General features: G+C 49.4%; 15 protein-coding genes, 1 pseudogene and 1 riboswitch. Of the genes and pseudogenes, 11 read left to right on the top strand and 5 right to left on the bottom strand.

Annotated features, from left to right (window positions below):
- Positions 1–146 precede the first annotated feature (146 nt).
- From PUR_RS25620 to PUR_RS25590, 7 genes are all read left to right on the top strand, one after another.
- Positions 147–1550: a cytochrome ubiquinol oxidase subunit I gene (locus PUR_RS25620; protein WP_179037649.1), complete on the top strand. Its 1404-nt coding sequence runs from the start codon at positions 147–149 to the stop codon at positions 1548–1550.
- Entirely contained in the window at positions 1537–2556 is a 1020-nt protein-coding gene (cydB, locus tag PUR_RS25615; protein ID WP_179037648.1) for a cytochrome d ubiquinol oxidase subunit II, read from the top strand. The genes PUR_RS25620 and cydB overlap by 14 nt, the downstream gene beginning before the upstream one ends.
- Positions 2556–4451: a thiol reductant ABC exporter subunit CydD gene (gene cydD, locus PUR_RS25610; RefSeq protein ID WP_179037647.1), complete on the top strand. Its 1896-nt coding sequence runs from the start codon at positions 2556–2558 to the stop codon at positions 4449–4451. The genes cydB and cydD overlap by 1 nt, the downstream gene beginning before the upstream one ends.
- Positions 4448–6433, top strand: a complete 1986-nt coding sequence (locus PUR_RS25605) for an amino acid ABC transporter ATP-binding/permease protein (protein ID WP_179037646.1) — start codon at positions 4448–4450, stop codon at positions 6431–6433. The genes cydD and PUR_RS25605 overlap by 4 nt, the downstream gene beginning before the upstream one ends.
- A gap of 172 nt (positions 6434–6605) precedes the next feature.
- Complete coding sequence (locus tag PUR_RS25600) at positions 6606–6773, top strand: CxxH/CxxC protein (protein WP_084266607.1); 168 nt, start codon at positions 6606–6608, stop codon at positions 6771–6773.
- Between the two features lie 108 nt (positions 6774–6881).
- Positions 6882–7250, top strand: coding sequence for a VOC family protein (locus tag PUR_RS25595; protein ID WP_179037645.1), 369 nt, complete (start codon positions 6882–6884; stop codon positions 7248–7250).
- Positions 7251–7470: 220 nt separating this feature from the next.
- On the top strand, positions 7471–8067 hold the full coding sequence (locus PUR_RS25590) for a Crp/Fnr family transcriptional regulator (RefSeq protein WP_179037644.1): 597 nt from the start codon (positions 7471–7473) through the stop codon (positions 8065–8067).
- Here PUR_RS25590 and PUR_RS25585 read toward each other — a convergent pair.
- A complete protein-coding gene (locus PUR_RS25585; RefSeq protein ID WP_179037643.1) occupies positions 8024–8731 on the bottom strand; it encodes a DUF4386 domain-containing protein in 708 nt (235 codons plus the stop codon). The two genes, PUR_RS25590 and PUR_RS25585, sit on opposite strands and share 44 nt — an antisense overlap.
- A 153-nt stretch (positions 8732–8884) precedes the next feature.
- Between PUR_RS25585 and rlmH the strand changes: the two genes are divergently transcribed.
- Together rlmH and PUR_RS25575 are read left to right on the top strand one after the other, a co-directional pair.
- A complete protein-coding gene (gene rlmH / locus PUR_RS25580) occupies positions 8885–9364 on the top strand; it encodes a 23S rRNA (pseudouridine(1915)-N(3))-methyltransferase RlmH (protein WP_179037642.1) in 480 nt (159 codons plus the stop codon).
- Positions 9365–9575: 211 nt separating this feature from the next.
- A complete protein-coding gene (locus PUR_RS25575) occupies positions 9576–9923 on the top strand; it encodes a collagen-like protein (RefSeq protein WP_179037641.1) in 348 nt (115 codons plus the stop codon).
- Between the two features lie 662 nt (positions 9924–10585).
- Here PUR_RS25575 and PUR_RS25570 read toward each other — a convergent pair.
- The 3 genes and pseudogenes from PUR_RS25570 to PUR_RS26260 form a co-directional block, all read right to left on the bottom strand.
- Positions 10586–11932: a GntP family permease gene (locus PUR_RS25570; RefSeq protein WP_179037640.1), complete on the bottom strand. Its 1347-nt coding sequence runs from the start codon at positions 11930–11932 to the stop codon at positions 10586–10588.
- 18 nt (positions 11933–11950) lie between these two features.
- Complete coding sequence (gene gntK / locus PUR_RS25565; RefSeq protein WP_179037639.1) at positions 11951–13492, bottom strand: gluconokinase; 1542 nt, start codon at positions 13490–13492, stop codon at positions 11951–11953.
- A gap of 100 nt (positions 13493–13592) precedes the next feature.
- Positions 13593–13748 (bottom strand): annotated as a pseudogene (locus PUR_RS26260) (GntR family transcriptional regulator); the annotation flags it as partial.
- Positions 13749–14450: 702 nt separating this feature from the next.
- A riboswitch (glycine riboswitch) is annotated at positions 14451–14531 on the top strand.
- Between the two features lie 134 nt (positions 14532–14665).
- On the opposite strand from PUR_RS26260, the gene PUR_RS25560 reads away from it, so the two are divergent.
- On the top strand, positions 14666–16039 hold the full coding sequence (locus PUR_RS25560) for an amino acid permease (RefSeq protein WP_179037638.1): 1374 nt from the start codon (positions 14666–14668) through the stop codon (positions 16037–16039).
- 64 nt (positions 16040–16103) lie between these two features.
- On the opposite strand, the gene PUR_RS25555 is transcribed toward PUR_RS25560, so the two are convergent.
- Positions 16104–17186 (bottom strand): lipocalin family protein, encoded by a 1083-nt coding sequence (locus PUR_RS25555; RefSeq protein ID WP_232101653.1) that lies wholly within the window; start codon positions 17184–17186, stop codon positions 16104–16106.
- Between the two features lie 277 nt (positions 17187–17463).
- On the opposite strand from PUR_RS25555, the gene PUR_RS25550 reads away from it, so the two are divergent.
- A complete protein-coding gene (locus tag PUR_RS25550; RefSeq protein ID WP_179033663.1) occupies positions 17464–18915 on the top strand; it encodes an IS1182 family transposase in 1452 nt (483 codons plus the stop codon).
- Positions 18916–19194: the final 279 nt, after the last annotated feature.

Here is a 19194-nt window from a genome sequence, read left to right as displayed (position 1 = left end):
TTTTTGTCGAAAAATTTGTGATCAATGTCACAAATTTATTGATTTTTATGCTGGAAAAGCGGATTATAGTGTGACATAAATCACAATTCACATCTTAAAATTTTGACAAAATATAAACAACTAAACGGGGGGAAGGAAGGGAAAACATGGACACACTTATGCTGTCGCGCATGCAGTTTGCGTCGACAACGATTTTTCACTTTTTCTTTGTGCCGGTGACGATCGGATTGTCGTTCATCATCGCGATTATGGAGACGATGTACGTACGCAGCGGCAACGAAGAGTACAAGCGAATGGCTAAATTTTGGGGGAAGCTCTTCCTGGTTAACTTTGCAATCGGGGTTGTGACCGGGATTTTGCAGGAATTCCAGTTCGGAATGAACTGGTCGGACTACTCGCGCTTTGTCGGTGACGTATTCGGGGCTCCGCTTGCGGTTGAAGCCTTACTCGCGTTTTTCCTGGAATCGACGTTTATCGGGATTTGGATTTTCGGTTGGGACAAGGTCTCCAAGAAGATCCATTTGCTGTCTATCTGGTTTGTTGCGATTGGCACCACGTTGTCGGCTTTCTGGATTCTGGCGGCGAATTCCTTTATGCAGCATCCTGTAGGGTACACCATCAATAACGGCCGCGCGGAGATGAACGATTTTCTGTCGCTGATCACCAACGGTCAAGTTCTGGTTGAATTTCCGCATACCGTACTAGGCGCCTTTGCCACCGGAGCCTTTCTGATTATCGGTGTCAGCGCAATTAAGCTGCTGAGAAAGCAGGACGTCTCGTTCTTTCAAAAGTCTTTCAAAATCGCGGCGATCGTCGGCATTATCAGTTCGATTGGCGTTGCCTTCGCCGGCCACTGGCAGGCGCAATACCTGGTTAAGACCCAGCCAATGAAGATGGCCGCTTCCGAAGGCCTGTGGGGCAAGAGCGGCGACCCTGCGCCGTGGAATGTAATCGCCAATATAGATCCTGAGAAAATGGTAAGCACTCATGAACTTAAGATTCCATATGCGCTTAGCTTCCTCTCCTACAGCAAGTTCTCCGGTGAGGTCAAGGGGATGAAAGAGCTGCAGGCCGAGTATGAACAAAAATACGGTCCGGGCAATTACATACCGCCTGTACGTACGACCTTTTGGAGCTTCCGGATCATGATTGCGGCAGGTACAGCTATGATTTTCATTTCATTATGGGCTGTATATCTGATGTGGCGCAAGAAGCTGGATCAGCCGAACACCGGGTTCCTGCGCATCTGCTTATCCGGACTGCTGCTGCCTCCGATCGCCAATACGGCGGGCTGGGTCATGACGGAATTCGGGCGTCAGCCTTGGACCGTTTTCGGACTGATGACCACCGAGCAGAGCGTCTCGCCCAATATTACGGCAGGACAAGTCTTGTTCTCGCTCATTACCTTTAACGCTATCTATGGGGTTCTGTTGATTGTGCTGATCTATCTGTTCGTCAAAGTAATCAAAAAAGGCCCGTACGCCATCGACGAAGACTCGCATTCGACGGACCCTTATAACAAAAAGGAGGGACACCATGCTCTCACTTAATGAACTTTGGTTTGTTCTGATTGCGGTTCTCTTCGTCGGATTCTTCTTCCTGGAAGGCTTCGACTTCGGTGTGGGAATGCAGTCTCAAATGCTCCCGAAGGATGAAAAGCAGCGCCGGGTGATGATTAACTCCATCGGCCCTTTCTGGGATGCGAACGAAGTATGGCTGATTACCGGGGCGGGTGCGATGTTCGCCGCTTTCCCCGAATGGTACGCGACGCTGTTCAGCGGATTTTATGTACCGTTTGTATTCGCTCTGTTCGGTCTGATTCTTCGGGGGGTGGCCTTTGAATACAGAGGCAAAGCTGAGTCCGCCGGCTGGAGAACGACTTGGGATCTATCCATCCTGATCGGCAGCTTCCTTCCGCCTTTCCTGCTCGCCATAGTGTTTGCGAGCTTTATCAAAGGCCTGCCGATTGACGGCGACATGCAGATGCATGCGGCTTTCTTCGGCGATATCGTCAATGTCTATACCGTGCTGGCCGGTGTTGCGGTCGTTCTGATGTGCAACATCCACGGCCTCCTATTCACGGCGCTTCGCACCTTCGGCGAGCTTCAGGAACGGGCGCGCAAACGGGCGCGTGCTCTGCTGCTGCCGACGGGCGTAGTGCTGCTGGCTTTTGTCATCATGACTTACTTCCAGACGGATATCTTCGACGTGCGCGGTGCGCTGCTGTGGGCTATTGTGGTGCTGGGGCTGGTCGCCTTCTTGCTGGCGGGTTATTTCAGTAAGAAGAAGCGTGACGGCTGGGCGTTCGGCATGACCGGCGCGGTATTGGGCCTCTCGGTAATCTCCGTATTCGTCGGCCTGTTCCCCCGGGTTATGGTCAGCTCGCTTGGCGAAGCTTACAACTTAACTATTACGAACGCCGCATCCGGTCATTATTCGCTTAAAGTGATGACGATCGTGGCGCTGACCATGCTGCCGTTCGTGCTGGGCTATCAGATCTGGAGCTATTTTATCTTCCATAAACGGCTTAGCGATAGGGAGACTCTTGAATATTAATGGATAGAAATTTGCTTGGGTATAAAGGAGTGAGGCCGGTCTTTCTGGCGGTGGGCTTCCTTACCCTGGTGCAAAGCTTGTCCATCCTGCTGCTGGCCACGTCGCTGGCAGAAATTATCTCCGCGCTGTTCGCGGGCAATCCGCTGAAGGAACAATGGGGCACTGCGCTATTGTTCCTTCTTGCGTTTCTGGTGCGGCATGCCTGCGGACTGCTGATGAGCAGCATCTCGTATCGGTTCGCCGAGAAGACGGGCAGCGCCATGCGGCGTGAGATGATGGACAGGCTGTTCCGGCTGGGGCCGAGAATGGCTGGGGATCAGGGAACGGGAACCCTGGTGACGCTTGTTCTGGAGGGTGTCACCAAGTTCCGCACCTATTTGGAGCTGATCATTCCGCGGATGGTCGGAATGGCGGTAACGCCTGCGCTGCTGCTTGTTTATGTGTATATGCAGGACCGCATGAGCGGCATCATTCTAACCGTGACGATGCCGATCCTTATTGTGTTCATGATTCTGATCGGCATGACGGCGCGGAAGCAAATGGACCGGCAACTGGAATCATATCGCACGCTGTCCAATCATTTTGTGGACTCGCTGCGGGGGCTTGAGACGCTGAAGTTTCTTGGCCGCAGCAAGGACCACAGCCAGGCCATCGCCGATGTAAGCGACCGCTACCGCTCGGCAACGATGCGGACGCTGCGGGTCGCGTTTCTGTCCTCGTTCGCGCTTGATTTCTTCACCATGCTGTCCGTTGCTTCCGTGGCCGTCAGTCTCGGTCTGCGGCTGGTGAACGGCGAAATGACACTTGTAACGGGGCTGATGATCCTGATTCTCGCACCGGAGTATTTCCTGCCGGTTCGGCTCGTCGGCGCCGACTTCCACGCCACGCTCGACGGCAAGGAGGCTGGCGAAGCGATGAAGAGCATCATCGACCGGGAGACGGTCAAGGCGGTGGCGTTGGAGCATTCGGCGCCATCTTCTTCGGAATCTGTGGCAGGAGATGAGGGGCGGTCGGAAGACCGCTCCGGGGAAGCGGGTACGGCGTATGCCTCGTCGGCGGTGGGTAAACCGGGTCCGAATCCGTCTGGCGGCGGGAAAGCAGGAGCCTCCGGTCCTGACCTTTCGGCATTGCCGGATTCCGTATTTGCCTGGACCGGCAGCAGTACGCTGTCTCTCCAAGGTATCGGCATACGGCATGAAGAAGACGGCCCTTCCTCGCTGGAGGAGATTAGTTTGCAGTTCACCGGCACCGGCACAATCGGCATCATCGGCGAGAGCGGCGCCGGTAAGTCGACACTGATCGATGTGCTTGCCGGGTTTTTGCATCCGGGAGGGGGCAGTATAACGGTTAACGGCTGCAAGGTGAGCTCGCTGACCGACGACGCGTGGCGGTGCCAGACGTCGTATATTCCGCAGCGTCCGTACATTTTCAGCGGAACATTGGCGGATAATGTCCGGTTCTACTACCCGGAGGCTTCGCTGGAAGCCGTCACTGGGGCGGTCGCTGCCGCCGGATTGTCGCCGCTTGCCGACTCGCTGCCTGACGGATTGAATGAAATGATCGGCGGAGGAGGACGCTCCTTAAGCGGCGGTCAGGAGCAGCGGGTCGCGCTGGCGCGGGCTCTGCTGAGCAGCCGTCCGATCATGCTGCTGGATGAACCGACCGCGCATCTGGATATTGAGACGGAATATGAGCTGAAGGAAACGATGCTGCCGCTGTTTGAGGGCAAGCTCGTCTTTCTGGCTACGCACCGTCTGCATTGGATGGCGGACATGGACGTTATTATTGTCATGAAGCAGGGCAGAGTTGCCGAAGTGGGCACCCATCAGGAGCTGCTTGAACGCAAAGGAACCTATTACGAGCTTGTAGTAGCGCAACTGGAGGGGATTCATTGAAACGGGAAGGCTGGTTTGCTCCCTATGTGTCGTCCTATTTCTGGCGTTTCCTGGCGATTGTCCTGCTGGGTGCGCTGACCGTGTTCTCGGCTTCATCCCTGATGTATACGTCCGGCTTCCTGATTTCCAAAGCATCCATCCCGCCGGAGAACATCCTGATGATTTATGTTCCGATTGTCGGTGTTCGCGCGTTCGGCACAAGCCGGGCGGTCATTCACTACGTGGAGCGGCTGGTCGGGCATGATACAATTTTGCGGATTTTGTCCAAAATGCGCCAGCGGCTGTACTCCATCCTGGAACCGCAGGCATTGTTCCTGTCCTCGCGCTTCCGCACGGGCGATATTCTCGGCATGCTGGCCGACGATATTGAGTATTTGCAAAATGTATATCTGCGCACCGTATTTCCCGCCGTAATTTCCCTGATTCTTTACGCGGCGGCAGTCATTGCCATCGGTACATTCGATGTGCGTTTCGCGCTGCTGGTCGGCCTGTACATTCTGGTGCTGGTCGCCGTGCTGCCGCTCATTTCGCTGCTGCTGACGCAAAAGCGCCAGCGAGAAATCAAGCAGGAACGGAACCGGCTGTACCAAAAGCTGACGGACGCCGTGCTCGGCATGAGCGACTGGATGATCAGCGGGCGGCAGGGGCAGTTCGTTGAAACGTACGAGGCGGATGAACGGGCGGTTGCCCGTACAGACGCCGCGCTGCGGCGCTGGGCGCGAATCCGCATGTTCCTCGGCCAGTCGGTGGTCGGCCTGGGCGTGGTGTCCATGATCTGGTGGGCCGGGGGCGAGTTTGCGCAGGGAGTGATTCCCGGCACGCTGATTGCCGCCTTCGCGCTGGTGGTCTTTCCGGTTGCGGATGCGTTCCTGCCGGTATCCGAGGCCATCGAGAAAATCCCTCAGTACCGCAATTCGCTGGAACGGCTGGCGGGTGTGGCGGAAAGGCCGCAGGAGTTGGCGGATGGCGGTGCGCCAGACAGTGGTGATTCCGGCCGCGCCGATTGGTATCAGTCTGCCGCCGGAGGCTCGGACAAAAATTCGGCGCATCTGGGCAAAGGGAGAGCCGTTCCAAGTGAGCCGATCGGTTCAGCGGCTGAAGGTTTGCGAGGCGGCGAACCGGGCAGCACTAATTTGGAGCAGTCTGATGCTGACCGTGCAGCTGGGAGCGACTCCGGCCGCGCTGGTTCAGACCTGTCTGCAGCCGATGGCCAAGAAGGTCATTCGGCGCATATATCGCTGCGCAATGCAAGCTACCGTTACGGTGAAGCGGGGGAATGGTCGGTCCGCGATTTGACGCTGGACATCCCCCAAGGCGCAAAAATTGCCATTATCGGCCGCAGCGGTGCAGGCAAATCGACCCTGCTGAAGATGATCCAGGGGGCGATTGCACCGACCGCAGGATCTGTCACGATTAGCGGACGTGCCGCCGCTTCTTACGGAGATCGGATTCCATCAATAATTTCCGTGCTGAACCAGCGTCCGCATCTGTTCGACACAACAGTGGCGAATAATATCCGGCTTGGCGATCCCGAGGCTTCGGAGGAGGACATCGCGCATGCGGGCGCTTTGGCGAAGCTGGGCGACCTGATCGCCTCATTGCCTGCAGGTTACGACACGCGGGTACGCGAAGCAGGCCAGCGCTTCTCCGGCGGTGAACGCCAGCGGATCGCGCTCGCGCGTATCCTGCTGCAGAACACGCCGGTCGTTCTGCTCGACGAGCCCACGGTAGGCCTCGATCCGCGTACCGAGCGAGAGCTGCTGTCGACGATTTTTGCCGCAATGGAGGGCAAGACGCTGATCTGGGTGACCCATCATCTCGTCGGCGCAGAGCGGATGGACGAGGTGATTTTTATGGAGAACGGCAGAGTCGAAATGCGCGGAACCCACGCCGAGCTGATGGCTTCCAAGCCCCGCTACCGCAGATTGTATGAGCTGGACCGGCCGGGGTATGCGGCGCAGCGCGCCTCTTCGGCCAATTAAGCCAAACGCAGCATTTTTATAGAGTAAGGCCAATCATAGACCCGTAAAAGTACAGCTGCGTCGGGCGGCCGCTTTTGCGGGTTATTTGGATTTCTTTTTCGCCGGAATTGTGGTAGAACAGTAAGAGAAGTATTACGCTCAAAGAGCAAAGGGAAAGGGATGCTTGCATTACATGTATGTTGTCTGTAAAGAACATCTGGAGCTGGCCATTGATATGTTTGTCGACGAATACGAGGACGCGCCCGACGTCGTGGATTTGAAGGATACCGAATTCTCGGACTGGGACCCGCCGGCCAAATGCGCGGAATGCGAGAAGAACGCGGAATATCTGGTCGTGTAAATAGAAATGGGAGAGAAACGGTACCGCCCCTGAAAGAACGGCGAAGCCGTTTCTTCTTGGTTGATCGCATATTAGCGGATGGGACAATCAACAGAGGGGGATACACGCATGAATTTGAGCATGAATTGGATTACACTCCGGGTGCGCGATCTCGAGGTGTCCCTGACCTTCTATCACGGGATCCTCAAACTGCCGGTTCAGCGCAGATTCGAGAGCAGAGGCAGGCAGATTGCCATGCTGGGTACGGAGGGGCAACCGAAGATTGAGCTGATCCAGGGGAGCGAACCGGGGCTTAAGCTGGAATGCGGTGTGTCCATTGGTTTTGAGGTGGAGTCCCTGGATGGGGCAATGGAATATTTGAAGAACTTGGGCATTCCGGTTGCACGTGGACCGGTCGCGCCGAATCCGCGCCTGCGGTTCTTTTATATCCTGGACCCGGACGGCTTTGAGGTGCAGCTGGCGGAGCATAGCGATTAGGGCAACCTTAGCCTACAAAAAAGAGAAATGTACAACCCGCCTGGCCTCCCTTAAAATGGAGCATGGTGCAAGTCATATCCGATCGGCGTGACCGACCCGCACTACTGCGTGCTGTAATTAACGGTGGAGAATGGGCGGTACGGCAGCCTTTTTCATTCGGACAATTTTGACGTGCCCATGATGCGGTAACTCATACACTGAAGGAGGAAGGCTGGAAAAAATGAAGCATCTTTTACTAAAATATATGGCCCGGCTGACCTCTTTGAGCGAAGCAGAGCAGCACGCGATTTTGGATGAAATTCAGGTGGAAGAATACAGGAAGGGAACCGTTCTGCTCAGGCAGGGGGAGATTACCGGCAAATGTTATTTTGTCCTGAAGGGGTGCGTACGGCAGCATGCGGTGGATGAGACGGGCCGGGACATAACCTCGAACTTCTACACGGAGGAGCAGGCGATCGCCATCTTTAACGTACATAAGCCGGATAAATCGTCGGATTACACCCTGACCTGTCTGGAGGACTCTGTTTTGGTCGTCGGCCGGCTGGACGCCGAGAGGGAGATGTACGCCAAATACACGCAGCTGGAGTCCATGACGCGCCGGATGATTGAGGAGAGCTTCGGTCAGTTTCAGGAGGAGTTCGCCGCTTTTATCGCTTCTTCCCCCGAAGAGCGTTATAAGACCCTGCTTCTTCGAAGACCCGGACTCATCGACCGTGTCCCTCAGCATCAGCTTGCAAGCTATCTCGGCATGACGCCGGAGTCGCTGAGCCGGATCAAGAAGCGGCTTCACCGCGAACGCGAGGAGATGGAGCTCTGAACAGCAGCCAGATCCCAAAGCCCAGTTCCCCGGCGGTCATCGGCAGCATAAACACCCATTCCAGCCCCTTCACAATACCCTCGGCTTCAGGCCAAAGCGTGCGGCACACATGGATGACGATATAACCCGCCCCAGCCAACAGCAGCAGTACGCTGATGATCTTCGGTACATTCCCTGTTCGGAGAGCGAGAACCCCCACAATCAGCAGATGCCCGCCAAAAATGATCAAACCAACCGACCATACCGCTTCAAAAGACCGCAGAAACAGCATCGTCTCCGTCTCCAACTGATTCGCCGTGAAGCCCGAAAATGCCCCGGTACTGCTGCCTGTAAGCAGTGAAACGACGATAAGACTGAAGACGGCCGCACCCAAGACCGCCGTATAGGACAGGCGCAGCCATGCGCCCAGCAGGGACAGGCCCGGCTGCACCGGCTTCAGCACCTTATTTAATCCCCATGCAGCCACGATGTCACAGACCATAATCAGAGTCCATCCCAGGATCTCAGCCCTGAACTGCAGGGGAGCGGCGGTTAAGCTGCCAAATGTAGCGGCCGGGTCTCCCTCCGTGACCAGACTTCCATGTACATATCCGTACGAGAATGCGGCGGCAGCCGCCATCAAAATGAGTGAAATCCCGGCCGCCCGGGCAGCTGGAGTCGACATTCGAAAACCCTCCTCATAAGAATTCTTCATGGTTACATTGTACTAAGGAGGAAACGGGACTTCCTTGACTTAAGTTAAGGGAAGGCTCGTGTTTGTGTATTCATCGATCCTTGTTTATCATTAGAGGACGAAGAAAGGGGAGTTCGGAGTTTTATGTTCATTCAGCTCATTACGGTCGGAAAATTAAAAGAGAAATACCTGGTGCAGGGCATACAGGAATATGCGAAGCGCCTGACGCCCTACCTCAAGTTCCAGATGATCGAGGTCGCGGATGAAAAAGCGCCCGATACCTTAAGCGAAGCCGAGGTATCGGGCGTAAAGGCGCGCGAGGGCGAGCGCATCCTCGCGCATGTGAAGGAGGGCGCGCATGTCATCGCGCTCGCCATCGACGGCAAGCTCTGGAGCTCGGAGGAGCTTGCCGGGGAGATCGACAGGCTCGGCACCTACGGGACGAGCCATGTCGTGTTCGTCATCGGAGGCAGCCACGGGCTCTCCGATGCGGTTCTGAGCCGCGCGCAGCAGCGGCTCAGCTTCGGGCGCATGACGCTGCCCCATCAGCTCATGCGCCTGGTGCTAGTGGAACAGATTTATCGGGCGGTGAAGATCAATCGGGGGGAACCGTATCATAAGTAGGGGCAAGTTTTTTGATACTGCCTATGTTATCTTATTGCTGATTTTCAGTTAAAATAAACCGGCCAAGAATAAAAAGGCGGCTTAATTCCACTAATTTCTTTCACTACCGTTCAGCTTCGGCTGGGCGGTGATTTTTATGGGCATTCCCAAGCGCCCTTTCCGCGAAATGCATATGATGACTATGCCTATTCATTAAAAGGAGCGATCACATATGGGATTTTTTCCAACGCCGGGAACCGGCGGAGGGTTTCCAGGCGGACCTGGCGTGCCGGGAGGAACGGGTTTTCCAGGGGGTGCACAGGGAGGCGCTCAAGCACCGACGGCTCCTCCACCGCAATTCGTACCGCAAATGCAGGCCGCCACATTTGCCGTCGACCCCGGCGGGATCAGACGCTGCTTGTTCCGCAACACATACATTTGGCTGAACAACGGCGAGCAATTCTGGTTCTACCCGGTATTCGTCGGGCGTAATTCTATTGCAGGGTTCAGATGGTTCGGTTTCTTCTGGGGATACTTCGGTATTGATTTGAATCGGATTAGCTCGTTTACGTGCTTCTAAGGCAGACAACAAAGAGAACAGCCTGCAGGCTGTTCTCTTTGTTGTGCGACTTTTTGTGTTTGCCGCTATCATCCAAGAGTCAACGGTTCGGGCTTGCAGTGGATAGTTAAGATCTCGTAGCTATTTTAATATCTATTGAAGTAGGCTCGCGAGAAAATCCGGGGGTTGGGAATCCTGCAAAAGATACCGGAAAAAGATAATTAAACAAAGCGAGAGCAAAGAAAGGACTACCCGACAAAGAATGGCTTTAAAACTTGCCGTTACAGATAACGAGGTGAACCGTATCATAAGTAGGGCGAAATTTTTGGCCTTGCATGCTTATGGGGCGCGGGAAATTGCCCGTTGTATGGGGATAGGAGTGAGATTTACCTGATAAAACACATCTTTACTAGCCACATAAAAATTATCAATTTCCATATTACTTATTTAGCTAAAACAGCTTATATTTGGATTAAGCAAGAAAACAAATGGCTTAAAGAGCTAAGAGGAGATGGGATGATGCGGATTTTGAAGCTGGCAAGCGTATATAGAGAATGGAACGCTGAAAATGAAACTCGGTTGAATAGGTCTTACGTTTTTCGCCCATGAAAAATCCCCTCCAAGTAGACTGTAGTGCTCTTCTTAAGAACTGTCTACTCAAAGGGGATAATATCAATCCAGGTTTATACAAATAAGCTTAATGTTAAAATAAATCCTAATCCAGCTACTGAAATAATCGACTCCAACAAAGTCCATGTTGCAAATGTTTCTTTCATGCTTAATCCAAAGTACTCTTTAAACATCCAGAAACCAGCATCGTTTACATGAGAGGCAATTACACTACCGGCGCCTGTTGCAAGCACAACAAGTGCAAGGTTAACATCCGTTTGCCCTAACATTGGAAGCACTAACCCGGCTGTGGTTAAAGCGGCAACGGTAGCAGACCCTAAGGAAATGCGTAGAATTGCTGCAATGATCCAGGCAAGCAGGATCGGAGACAATGATGTTCCATTGAACAATTCGGCTACATAGTCACCTACACCGCCGTTGATTAATACTTGCTTGAAGGCGCCGCCGCCACCTATGATTAACAGCATCATTCCGATATGTGAGATAGCTGTTGTACAAGATTCCATTACGTTTTTGATTGGAATCTTTCTTGCCAATCCCATGGTATAGATTGCAACTAATAACGATATCAACATGGAAGTACCAGCTTCACCAATAAAACGGATAGCAGCTAGAAAGCTAGTATCTTCGAATCCCATTGTCTTTTGAAGAAGATTAATAATGGTAGCGATTGACATTAAGATAACGGGCAGTAATGCGGTAAATACACTAATTCCAAATCCAGGTGTTTCCTCTAGCTTAAATTCTTTTAGTTTCCCTAAAGAAGCAATATCACCAGACTTTGTAAATGAATTCGGTACCAATTTTTTAGCGATTTTTGTGAATACCGGTCCTGCTAAAATCACCGTTGGAATCGCAACAATGAAACCGTAAAGTAATACTTCACCAATGTTTGCGCCATATTCACCTGCAATAACCGTTGGTCCTGGGTGCGGCGGCAAGAAACCGTGAGTCACAGATAAAGCAGCTACCATCGGAATTCCAAGATACAAGATAGAAACTTTTAGTTGTCTAGAAATCGCAAACACGATTGGAATTAATAATACCAGTCCTACCTCAAAAAATAACGCGACACCAATAATAAAGGATGCGACAACGACCGCCCACTGAATATTCTTTTCTCCAAATTTATCAACGAGGGTCATGGCAATTCGCTGGGCACCCCCCGAATCAGCAATCAACTTACCTAACATCGCTCCAAGTCCAAAGATTAGCGCTAAGTGACCAAGTGTCCCGCCTAATCCTGTTTCAATCGTTTTGACAACTTCCCCTAATGGCATTCCAAGGGCTAAAGCAACACCAAATGATACAATGATCAAGGAAACAAAGGTATTCAATTTCAAGCCCATGATTAATACTAATAATGCAACAATTCCAAATGCGACAATAACTAAGGGCATTTTGTATTCCTCCTAAATTTAGTTGTATTTTGTTAAATTTCTTTGGTAGTTGGCTAAACGGCTATAATCATCTTTTAATAGTCTGGATAAGCTTATAAAGATCGGCAGCAACTGTCTGTATTCTTTCGTATTTTCTTCTTTCGGTGTATGTGTGTGTGAATGGCCTACCATTTCAGAAACGATTTCAAACGAGTCGATTTTTCCTGTGGCATAGAGACCTAAAATACATGCGCCAAGACATGAGCTTTCGTAGCTTTCTGGAACAACTACTTCTGATGCGAAGATGTCTGACATCATTTGCCGCCAAATTTCTGATCTGGCAAATCCGCCTGTTGCCTGAATCCGGGTCACAGAACCTTCCAGGCATTCCGTTAGAGCTAAGAATACGGTATAAAGATTGTAAATCACTCCTTCCAGGGCTGCTCGAATCATATGTTCTTTCTTATGTGAAAGGGTTAAACCAAAGTATGAGCCGCGTACGTCCGGATTCCATAAGGGGGCACGCTCACCTGCAAGGTATGGATGAAATAGCAGTCCATCTGATCCTGGTCTTACACGTTCCGCAATTTTGGTCAATACATCGTACGGATCTAATCCAAGTCGTTTAGCTGTTTCTACTTCAGATGAAGCAAGCTCATCCCGAATCCAGCGAAGGACCATACCGCCATTATTGACCGGTCCGCCAATGACCCAATGCTTTTCCGTTAGAGCATAACAGAAGATTCTTCCCTTTTCGTCTGTCTGCGGTTTGTCAATAATGGTTCGGATCGCTCCACTTGTACCGATGGTCACAGCAATTTCGCCTTTTCGAATGGCATTTACCCCGAGATTTGAAAGCACCCCGTCACTGGCGCCGATGACAAATGGAGTTTGTGAATCGATGCCAATCTGTTTAGCCAGGTCTGGATTACAGTTGCTAAATATCTGTGTTGTTGGTACAAGCTCAGATAACTGGTCAGCGGTGATGCCGGCAATTTCCAATGCTTCTTCATCCCAAGCGAGCTTTTGGAGATTCATCAGCCCCATGCTTGAAGCCAAGGAATGATCAACCACATACCGATCAAAGAATTTTTTAAAGATAAATTCCTTGATCCCGATATACTTTTTCGCTTTGATAGCGATTTCAGGATATTCATTGACAATCCAGGCAATTTTGCTTAAGGGTGACATTGGGTGAATGGGGGTTCCTGTTCGCCTATAGATTTCATGTCCATTAAATTCATCTTTTATCTTATGAGCCCAGGCTTCACTGCGGTTATCCGCCCATGTGATACACGCTGTCAGAGGCTGGTCATGTTCATCCATTACTATGACACTATGCATGGCACTGCTGAATGAAACGAAAGATGGCTTTTTATCAGGATGATGTTTTGTTAAATTTGTAACCGCTTGCAAAACAGCCTGATAAATCTCTTCAGGATCTTGTTCGGCTGTCGAAATATCAGGTGTGTGAAGAGGGTAACCAATATTCTCTATTTGGATGACTTTTCCCTTTTTAGAGAATAATACTGCTTTGGTACTTGTTGTACCGATGTCTATTCCTAACATATAGTCAGTCATTTTCTGCCATTTCTCCTTTTGAGTGCAATTGTTGGAACATCCAGAGGCCATTAACTTTTTTTTGCACATCATCAAAGTTTTGAATTCAAATCATCAGGAAGCGACTCACCGTAAATTCAGTTGCCAACTTATGCGCTGATAAAATGGTGTCGGTACCGCTTTCAATTAAGCCCAAAATAATTCTCATACTGAGTGTATTGGGTACACGGTCTCCAACGGATGCTTTAGAAAGCCATTGTTCGGGATATAGAACTTGCTAAGATCACCTTATAAAAGAGTTCAAGTACACTTGTATACAAGTATTATAATCTTAAGTAAAAAGTAATGCAAGCGCTTTTTTTCTGGTTTAACTAAGCAAAATAGATCGAATTTGTTGGGGATTTGGGAGTCATCCGTAGTTTTTGGCGGCCCACAGCATGTTGCACTAAGATGATCATCGGTTTCGCGTTACAAGGAAATACGGAACATGCGAAAGGCACACAATTGGGTGCCTTTCGATTTCGCTCCATAGATGATATGCTGAACCGTACCATAAATGACGCAAACTTTTAGAGCTTCCTTCAAAACTGAGGGAGGCTTTTTCCAATACACTTGGGGGAAGCGCCTCTTAATCGCCTGTTCCTGTATTTTTATGATTTTCTTTGAGGCCACTTTAGATATTAATTGGATTACCACTCAAATTATGATACATGTTCGAAAAGCAAGCTAGTTGCCATTCACTGCCGTATTGATCGCGTTTGAAAGTTCGCCGATAGACCCGTTACAGAGAACCCTACCACAAGCACCTTATTTTTAAGGGGCGCAGCCTTAAACCCAAGAGGGTTTAGGAAAGTCGTTGTGACTTTTGTCACTGTTTAAATACTTACATCGCAAGTAATATGTTAAAATATCAGAAGGCATTACCGCTTCACTAACTTAATAGTTAGCAAGCTATGATTGCTATGGGTACACTATAGCAGGAGCAGCTTCTGGAGAGACCGCGAGAATTCCGCGGCGCCGAAGGGTTCACAATCTCAGGCAAAAGGACAGAAGAGTACTGAATGTATTTGTTATGCTGATCGTTGTTAGTAGGACAATTATTATTCAATATTCTTATGAACCGGGAGATTGGAGGACATCCAATCTCTTTTTTTATTGGCATCAATGTATTGCATTCATAAGGGGGAACTAGGTATGGCACAACCAGAACTAAAGAGAGAGCTAGCAAATCGGCATGTTCAACTTATCGCAATCGGGGGCACCATTGGTACGGGATTGTTCTTAGGATCGGGCAAAGCGATTCAACAGGCAGGCCCATCCATCATGCTGACGTACATCATCGTGGGGATCGCCGTATTTTTCGTGATGAGAGCGCTGGGAGAACTTCTGCTGTCTAAAGCGGGTTATCAATCGTTTACAGATATTACTGAAGACTATCTTGGATCTCGGGCCGCGTTTATAACCGGTTGGACCTATTGGTTTTGCTGGATCATGACGGCTATGGCGGATGTGATCGCGGTAGGCGTATATGTACAATATTGGTTCGATATCCCGCAATGGGTACCTGCTATCGTCTGCTTAATCATTTTATTGGGACTCAATCTGTTAACGGTAAAAAATTTCGGAGAACTGGAATTTTGGTTTGCTTTAATCAAAGTGATCACGATTCTTGCATTGATTGGCATTGGGGTCATTTTGCTGGTCATGGGATTTAAGACGGATGCAGGATCGGTCACGATACGAAACCTTTGGGAACACGGGGGAGTTTTTCCGAACGGCATATCAGGTTTCTTATTTTCCTTCCAAATGGTCGTATTCGCCTATGTCGGTGTGGAATTAGTGGGGGTATCGGCAGCGGAAACCTCTAATCCGGAAAAAAATATTCCATCGGCGATTAATAAAATTCCTCTACGGATTTTATTTTTCTACGTGGGCGCGCTGTTCGTCCTGCTCTGCATTAACCCATGGACGGAGCTTAGTCCGGCAGAAAGCCCTTTTGTTAAAACCTTTACTTTAGTAGGAATTCCGGTGGCCGCGGGGATTATTAATTTCGTCGTATTGACTTCAGCCGCTTCCGCTTGCAACAGCGGGATGTTCTCTACAAGCCGGATTCTCTATAATTTGAGCAAGAACAAGCAGGCGTCCTCTCAATTTGCCAAATTGAACAGAAATCATGTGCCAGGAAATTCGTTATTCATCTCCACGCTTGTCATATCGGTGGGCGCTCTTTTGAGTAAACTTATTCCGGAACAGGCGTTTGGAATCGTGACAACGATAAGTGCTATTTGTTTTATTTGGGTTTGGGGCGTCGTTCTCGTCTGCCATATCCGGTATAAGAAGACCCAGCCGGAATTACAGGCAAAATCCAAATTCAAGGCACCTTTTACGCCATTTATTAATTATGCTGTCTTAGCGTTGTTTGCCGCAATTCTCATCATTATGCTGTTCGCCAGCGAAACACGTCCGGCTTTATTGTTCACCCCGTTATGGTTTGTTTTATTGTTTTTGTTGTATCCGAACCGAAGCAAAAGGGAAAAAAGCAGCAGTGTAGCGACGAACATCAAATAGATTGGCTGTTATGAACGCATTGACTTCTCATGGAGTTGGTGCGTTTTTTTGCTGCTTGGGACTCCTATTCCGCATAACCCACCAGCTCGATAAACCCTTTTCCTTTCAGCGGCTTACGGTGTCCTTCAGAATAACGCTGTTCTCCAATTATTGTACAAGAACCCTCCCATATCGCCTGAAGAGGCCCGATAATAGGGATTTCCTGGTTGTTGATTTGGGGAACAATATGCAGCTCGATCGAAAAATCTGGTAAAGTGATCTGCCACTCTATCGGGTACTTTATTTTTGTATAGATGCTGCTCCAGTATTTTAGAGGCTTAAGGATGACATTCTCTGAGGTAATGACCGTGCCGTTTTTTTCGATGAGCTTGGCTATCGGTGCTTGAGGAGAATCGGAGTCTGGTGAATGTAATCTGCTGATCAGTACGTCACGTCCATCATCCAACTGTAATCCGAACCAATCCCATCCCATTCCCTGAAGGAGTCCGTAATCTCGTCCCCACTGATGGTCAAACCATCCCTCACCGGTTACTGTCTCTGTCATTCCCCCTTGTTCGATTTGTCCTAGCACTTGATTGCGAGGCAGGGAATGGTAGCGCAGCTTATTCAACTTTCCATCTTCATCAATGTTCGCTAAGGGTTTTTGAGGGTGAAACAGTAATTCGGCTTGGAAGGTTTGATCGATAAGCTGCAATCGAAAATGGGGGTCGGGTGTTTCTTCAAAAGCCAGTTGGGACTGTCCGTACTCTAGCTTGGTTGGTTTAGACTGTACGGAGCCGCGGCTCATCAGCAGGTGTGGATACGGTAAGGTTCCTTTCAACAAATGGCTATATTGGCCCCATACTATCCGGTCCGTGGGATTCATCAGCAGATAAGCGGGCAGGTAGAACGCAAGCATTTGACCGACTAAGGTTCGATCCAAAAGTGATCGTGTCGTTACCTTCTTATCATTCAGCCGAACAAGTGAATAAATCAAATAATGGCCTTTAAGAATGGGCAAATCCCCTACTCGAAAAAATGAAGCCACTAACGTGTAACGGTTCCCCCGGTCTCCATCCAAAAAAGTATAACAATACCACCATTCCAAGTTTGAAAGAGGGTGGTCCGAAATATCGTACGAACTAAGGTTCCTTCTCTCCTCATTCACAGTACACACACCCAGTTTTTTCTACAAGGTATGTAGTTGTGACAGGCGAAGGAACTTGTCTTAAAAGGATAACGGTGATCCGGACTCTGGAATCTGATTTTAAACGTGCATTTCGTCGAGCTGCGCATGATTTAAATCAAAAAACCCCCGGCAATCCCGGAGGCCACTGAAAAAGTCCGTCTCATAGGAAAAGGTACAGATCTTCAAGAAAATTGAAGAGGCTGTACCTTTTTTGTTTTATACTGAAGTCATCTAACAAAAAAGCGGGTGTGAGTGGATGATTCGGCAACAACAAACCTTAGTTTTGAGTCCTTATGCGGCATTGTATGACATCGTTGTCCCGAAGGACAATATACTCCGTCAAATCAATGAATTGGTGGATTTCACTTTCATATACGAAGAACTGGAAACAAAGTATTGCTTGGATAATGGACGCAACGCCATTGATCCGGTGCGCATGTTTAAATATTTACTGCTGAAAGCCATTTTTGAACTCTCTGACGTCGACATCGTGGAGCGTTCAAAGTACGACCTGTCGTTCAAGTACTTCCTCGGCATGGCGCCGGAAGACCCGGTCATCGATCCGAGTTCCTTAACGAAGTTCCGTAAACTACGTTTGAAAGATATCAACCTTTTGGACATGCTCATCGGCAAGACCGTAGAACTTGCCATCGAGCAAAATATCCTAAAGAGCAATTCCATCATCGTCGACGCCACGCATACGAAAGCACGTTACAACCAGAAAACGCCTCAAGAAATTCTACAAGACCGTGCACGGAAATTGCGAAAAGCCGTGTACACCATGGATGAGTCAGTCAAGGTCAAAATGCCGGCAAAGAATACAACGAGCGAACTCGAAGATGAAATTGCGTACTGCCAAAAACTCGTCAACTTCATCGAAAATGAGAGTGGCATTGCACAAGTGCCAAAAATTCTGGAGCCGCTTAACCTGCTGAAAGAAACGGTTGCGGATGACGTCGAGCAACTTCGCCTGGCGGCGGATCCGGATGCGCGCGTTGGCCACAAGAGCGCAGATTCCGCATTTTTTGGATACAAAACTCATCTAGCGATGACTGAGGAACGCCTTATTACGGCGGCTGTCATTACAACCGGTGAAAAGAATGACGGCAAGCAATTGCAGACCCTTATCGAAAAAAGCAAGGCAGCTGGCATGCAGGTCAAAACGGTGATTGGGGATACTGCATATTCCGAAAAAGATAATATTGCGTACACGAAAACAAATGAAATTGAACTTGTGGCCAAACTAAATCCCCTCGTCACGCAAGGTGCGCGTAAGAAAGAAGACGAATTTTTATTCAACAAAGATGCAGGCATGTACGTATGTCCAGCTGGACATATGGCCATTCGAAAGGCTCGGCAGGGTAAAAAAGGGGTCGGCAAAAATCAAACAGACACCTATTATTTTGATGTGAAACTATGCAAGCATTGTCCGTTCAAGGAAGGGTGCTACAAAGAAGGCGCTAAAAGCAAAAGCTATTCGGTAAGTATTAAATCCGATGAGCACACCGAGCAAATGACGTTCCAAGATTCAGAGTATTTCAAGGAAAAATCCAAGGAACGCTACAAAATTGAAGCGAAGAACAGTGAACTCAAACATGGACACGGGTATGATGTCGCGACATCCTCGGGTCTGCTTGGCATGGAAATGCAAGGGGCGATGACAATTTTCGCTGTGAATTTAAAACGAATCTTAAAGTTAACAGACTAAGAATTACCGAATGATGGAGCCGTACTTGACCTAAAAAAGAAGACATCCGTTCCTAAAAGGTGGGAAATGGATGTCTTTTTGTTTGAGACATAAGCCGTCAAAGAAAAATACGTAAGTTTTTCAGTGGCCTCGCAATCCCGCCGGGGGTTCAACTATGCATAAATAAAGTTTGCGCACAAAGAAGCACTATGCTATGATTAAAGAACTTTTGATTATATTTTAAAGGATTTCATAATTAACCCATCTTATTTACACTTTAATCTTACCACACGACATTAC

Origin of the sequence: Paenibacillus sp. URB8-2, assembly GCF_013393385.1 — a bacterium.
Lineage (GTDB): Bacteria > Bacillota > Bacilli > Paenibacillales > Paenibacillaceae > Paenibacillus_AQ.
Note: the sequence above shows the minus strand (reverse complement) of the source record. Positions and strands in the feature narration are given on the sequence as shown.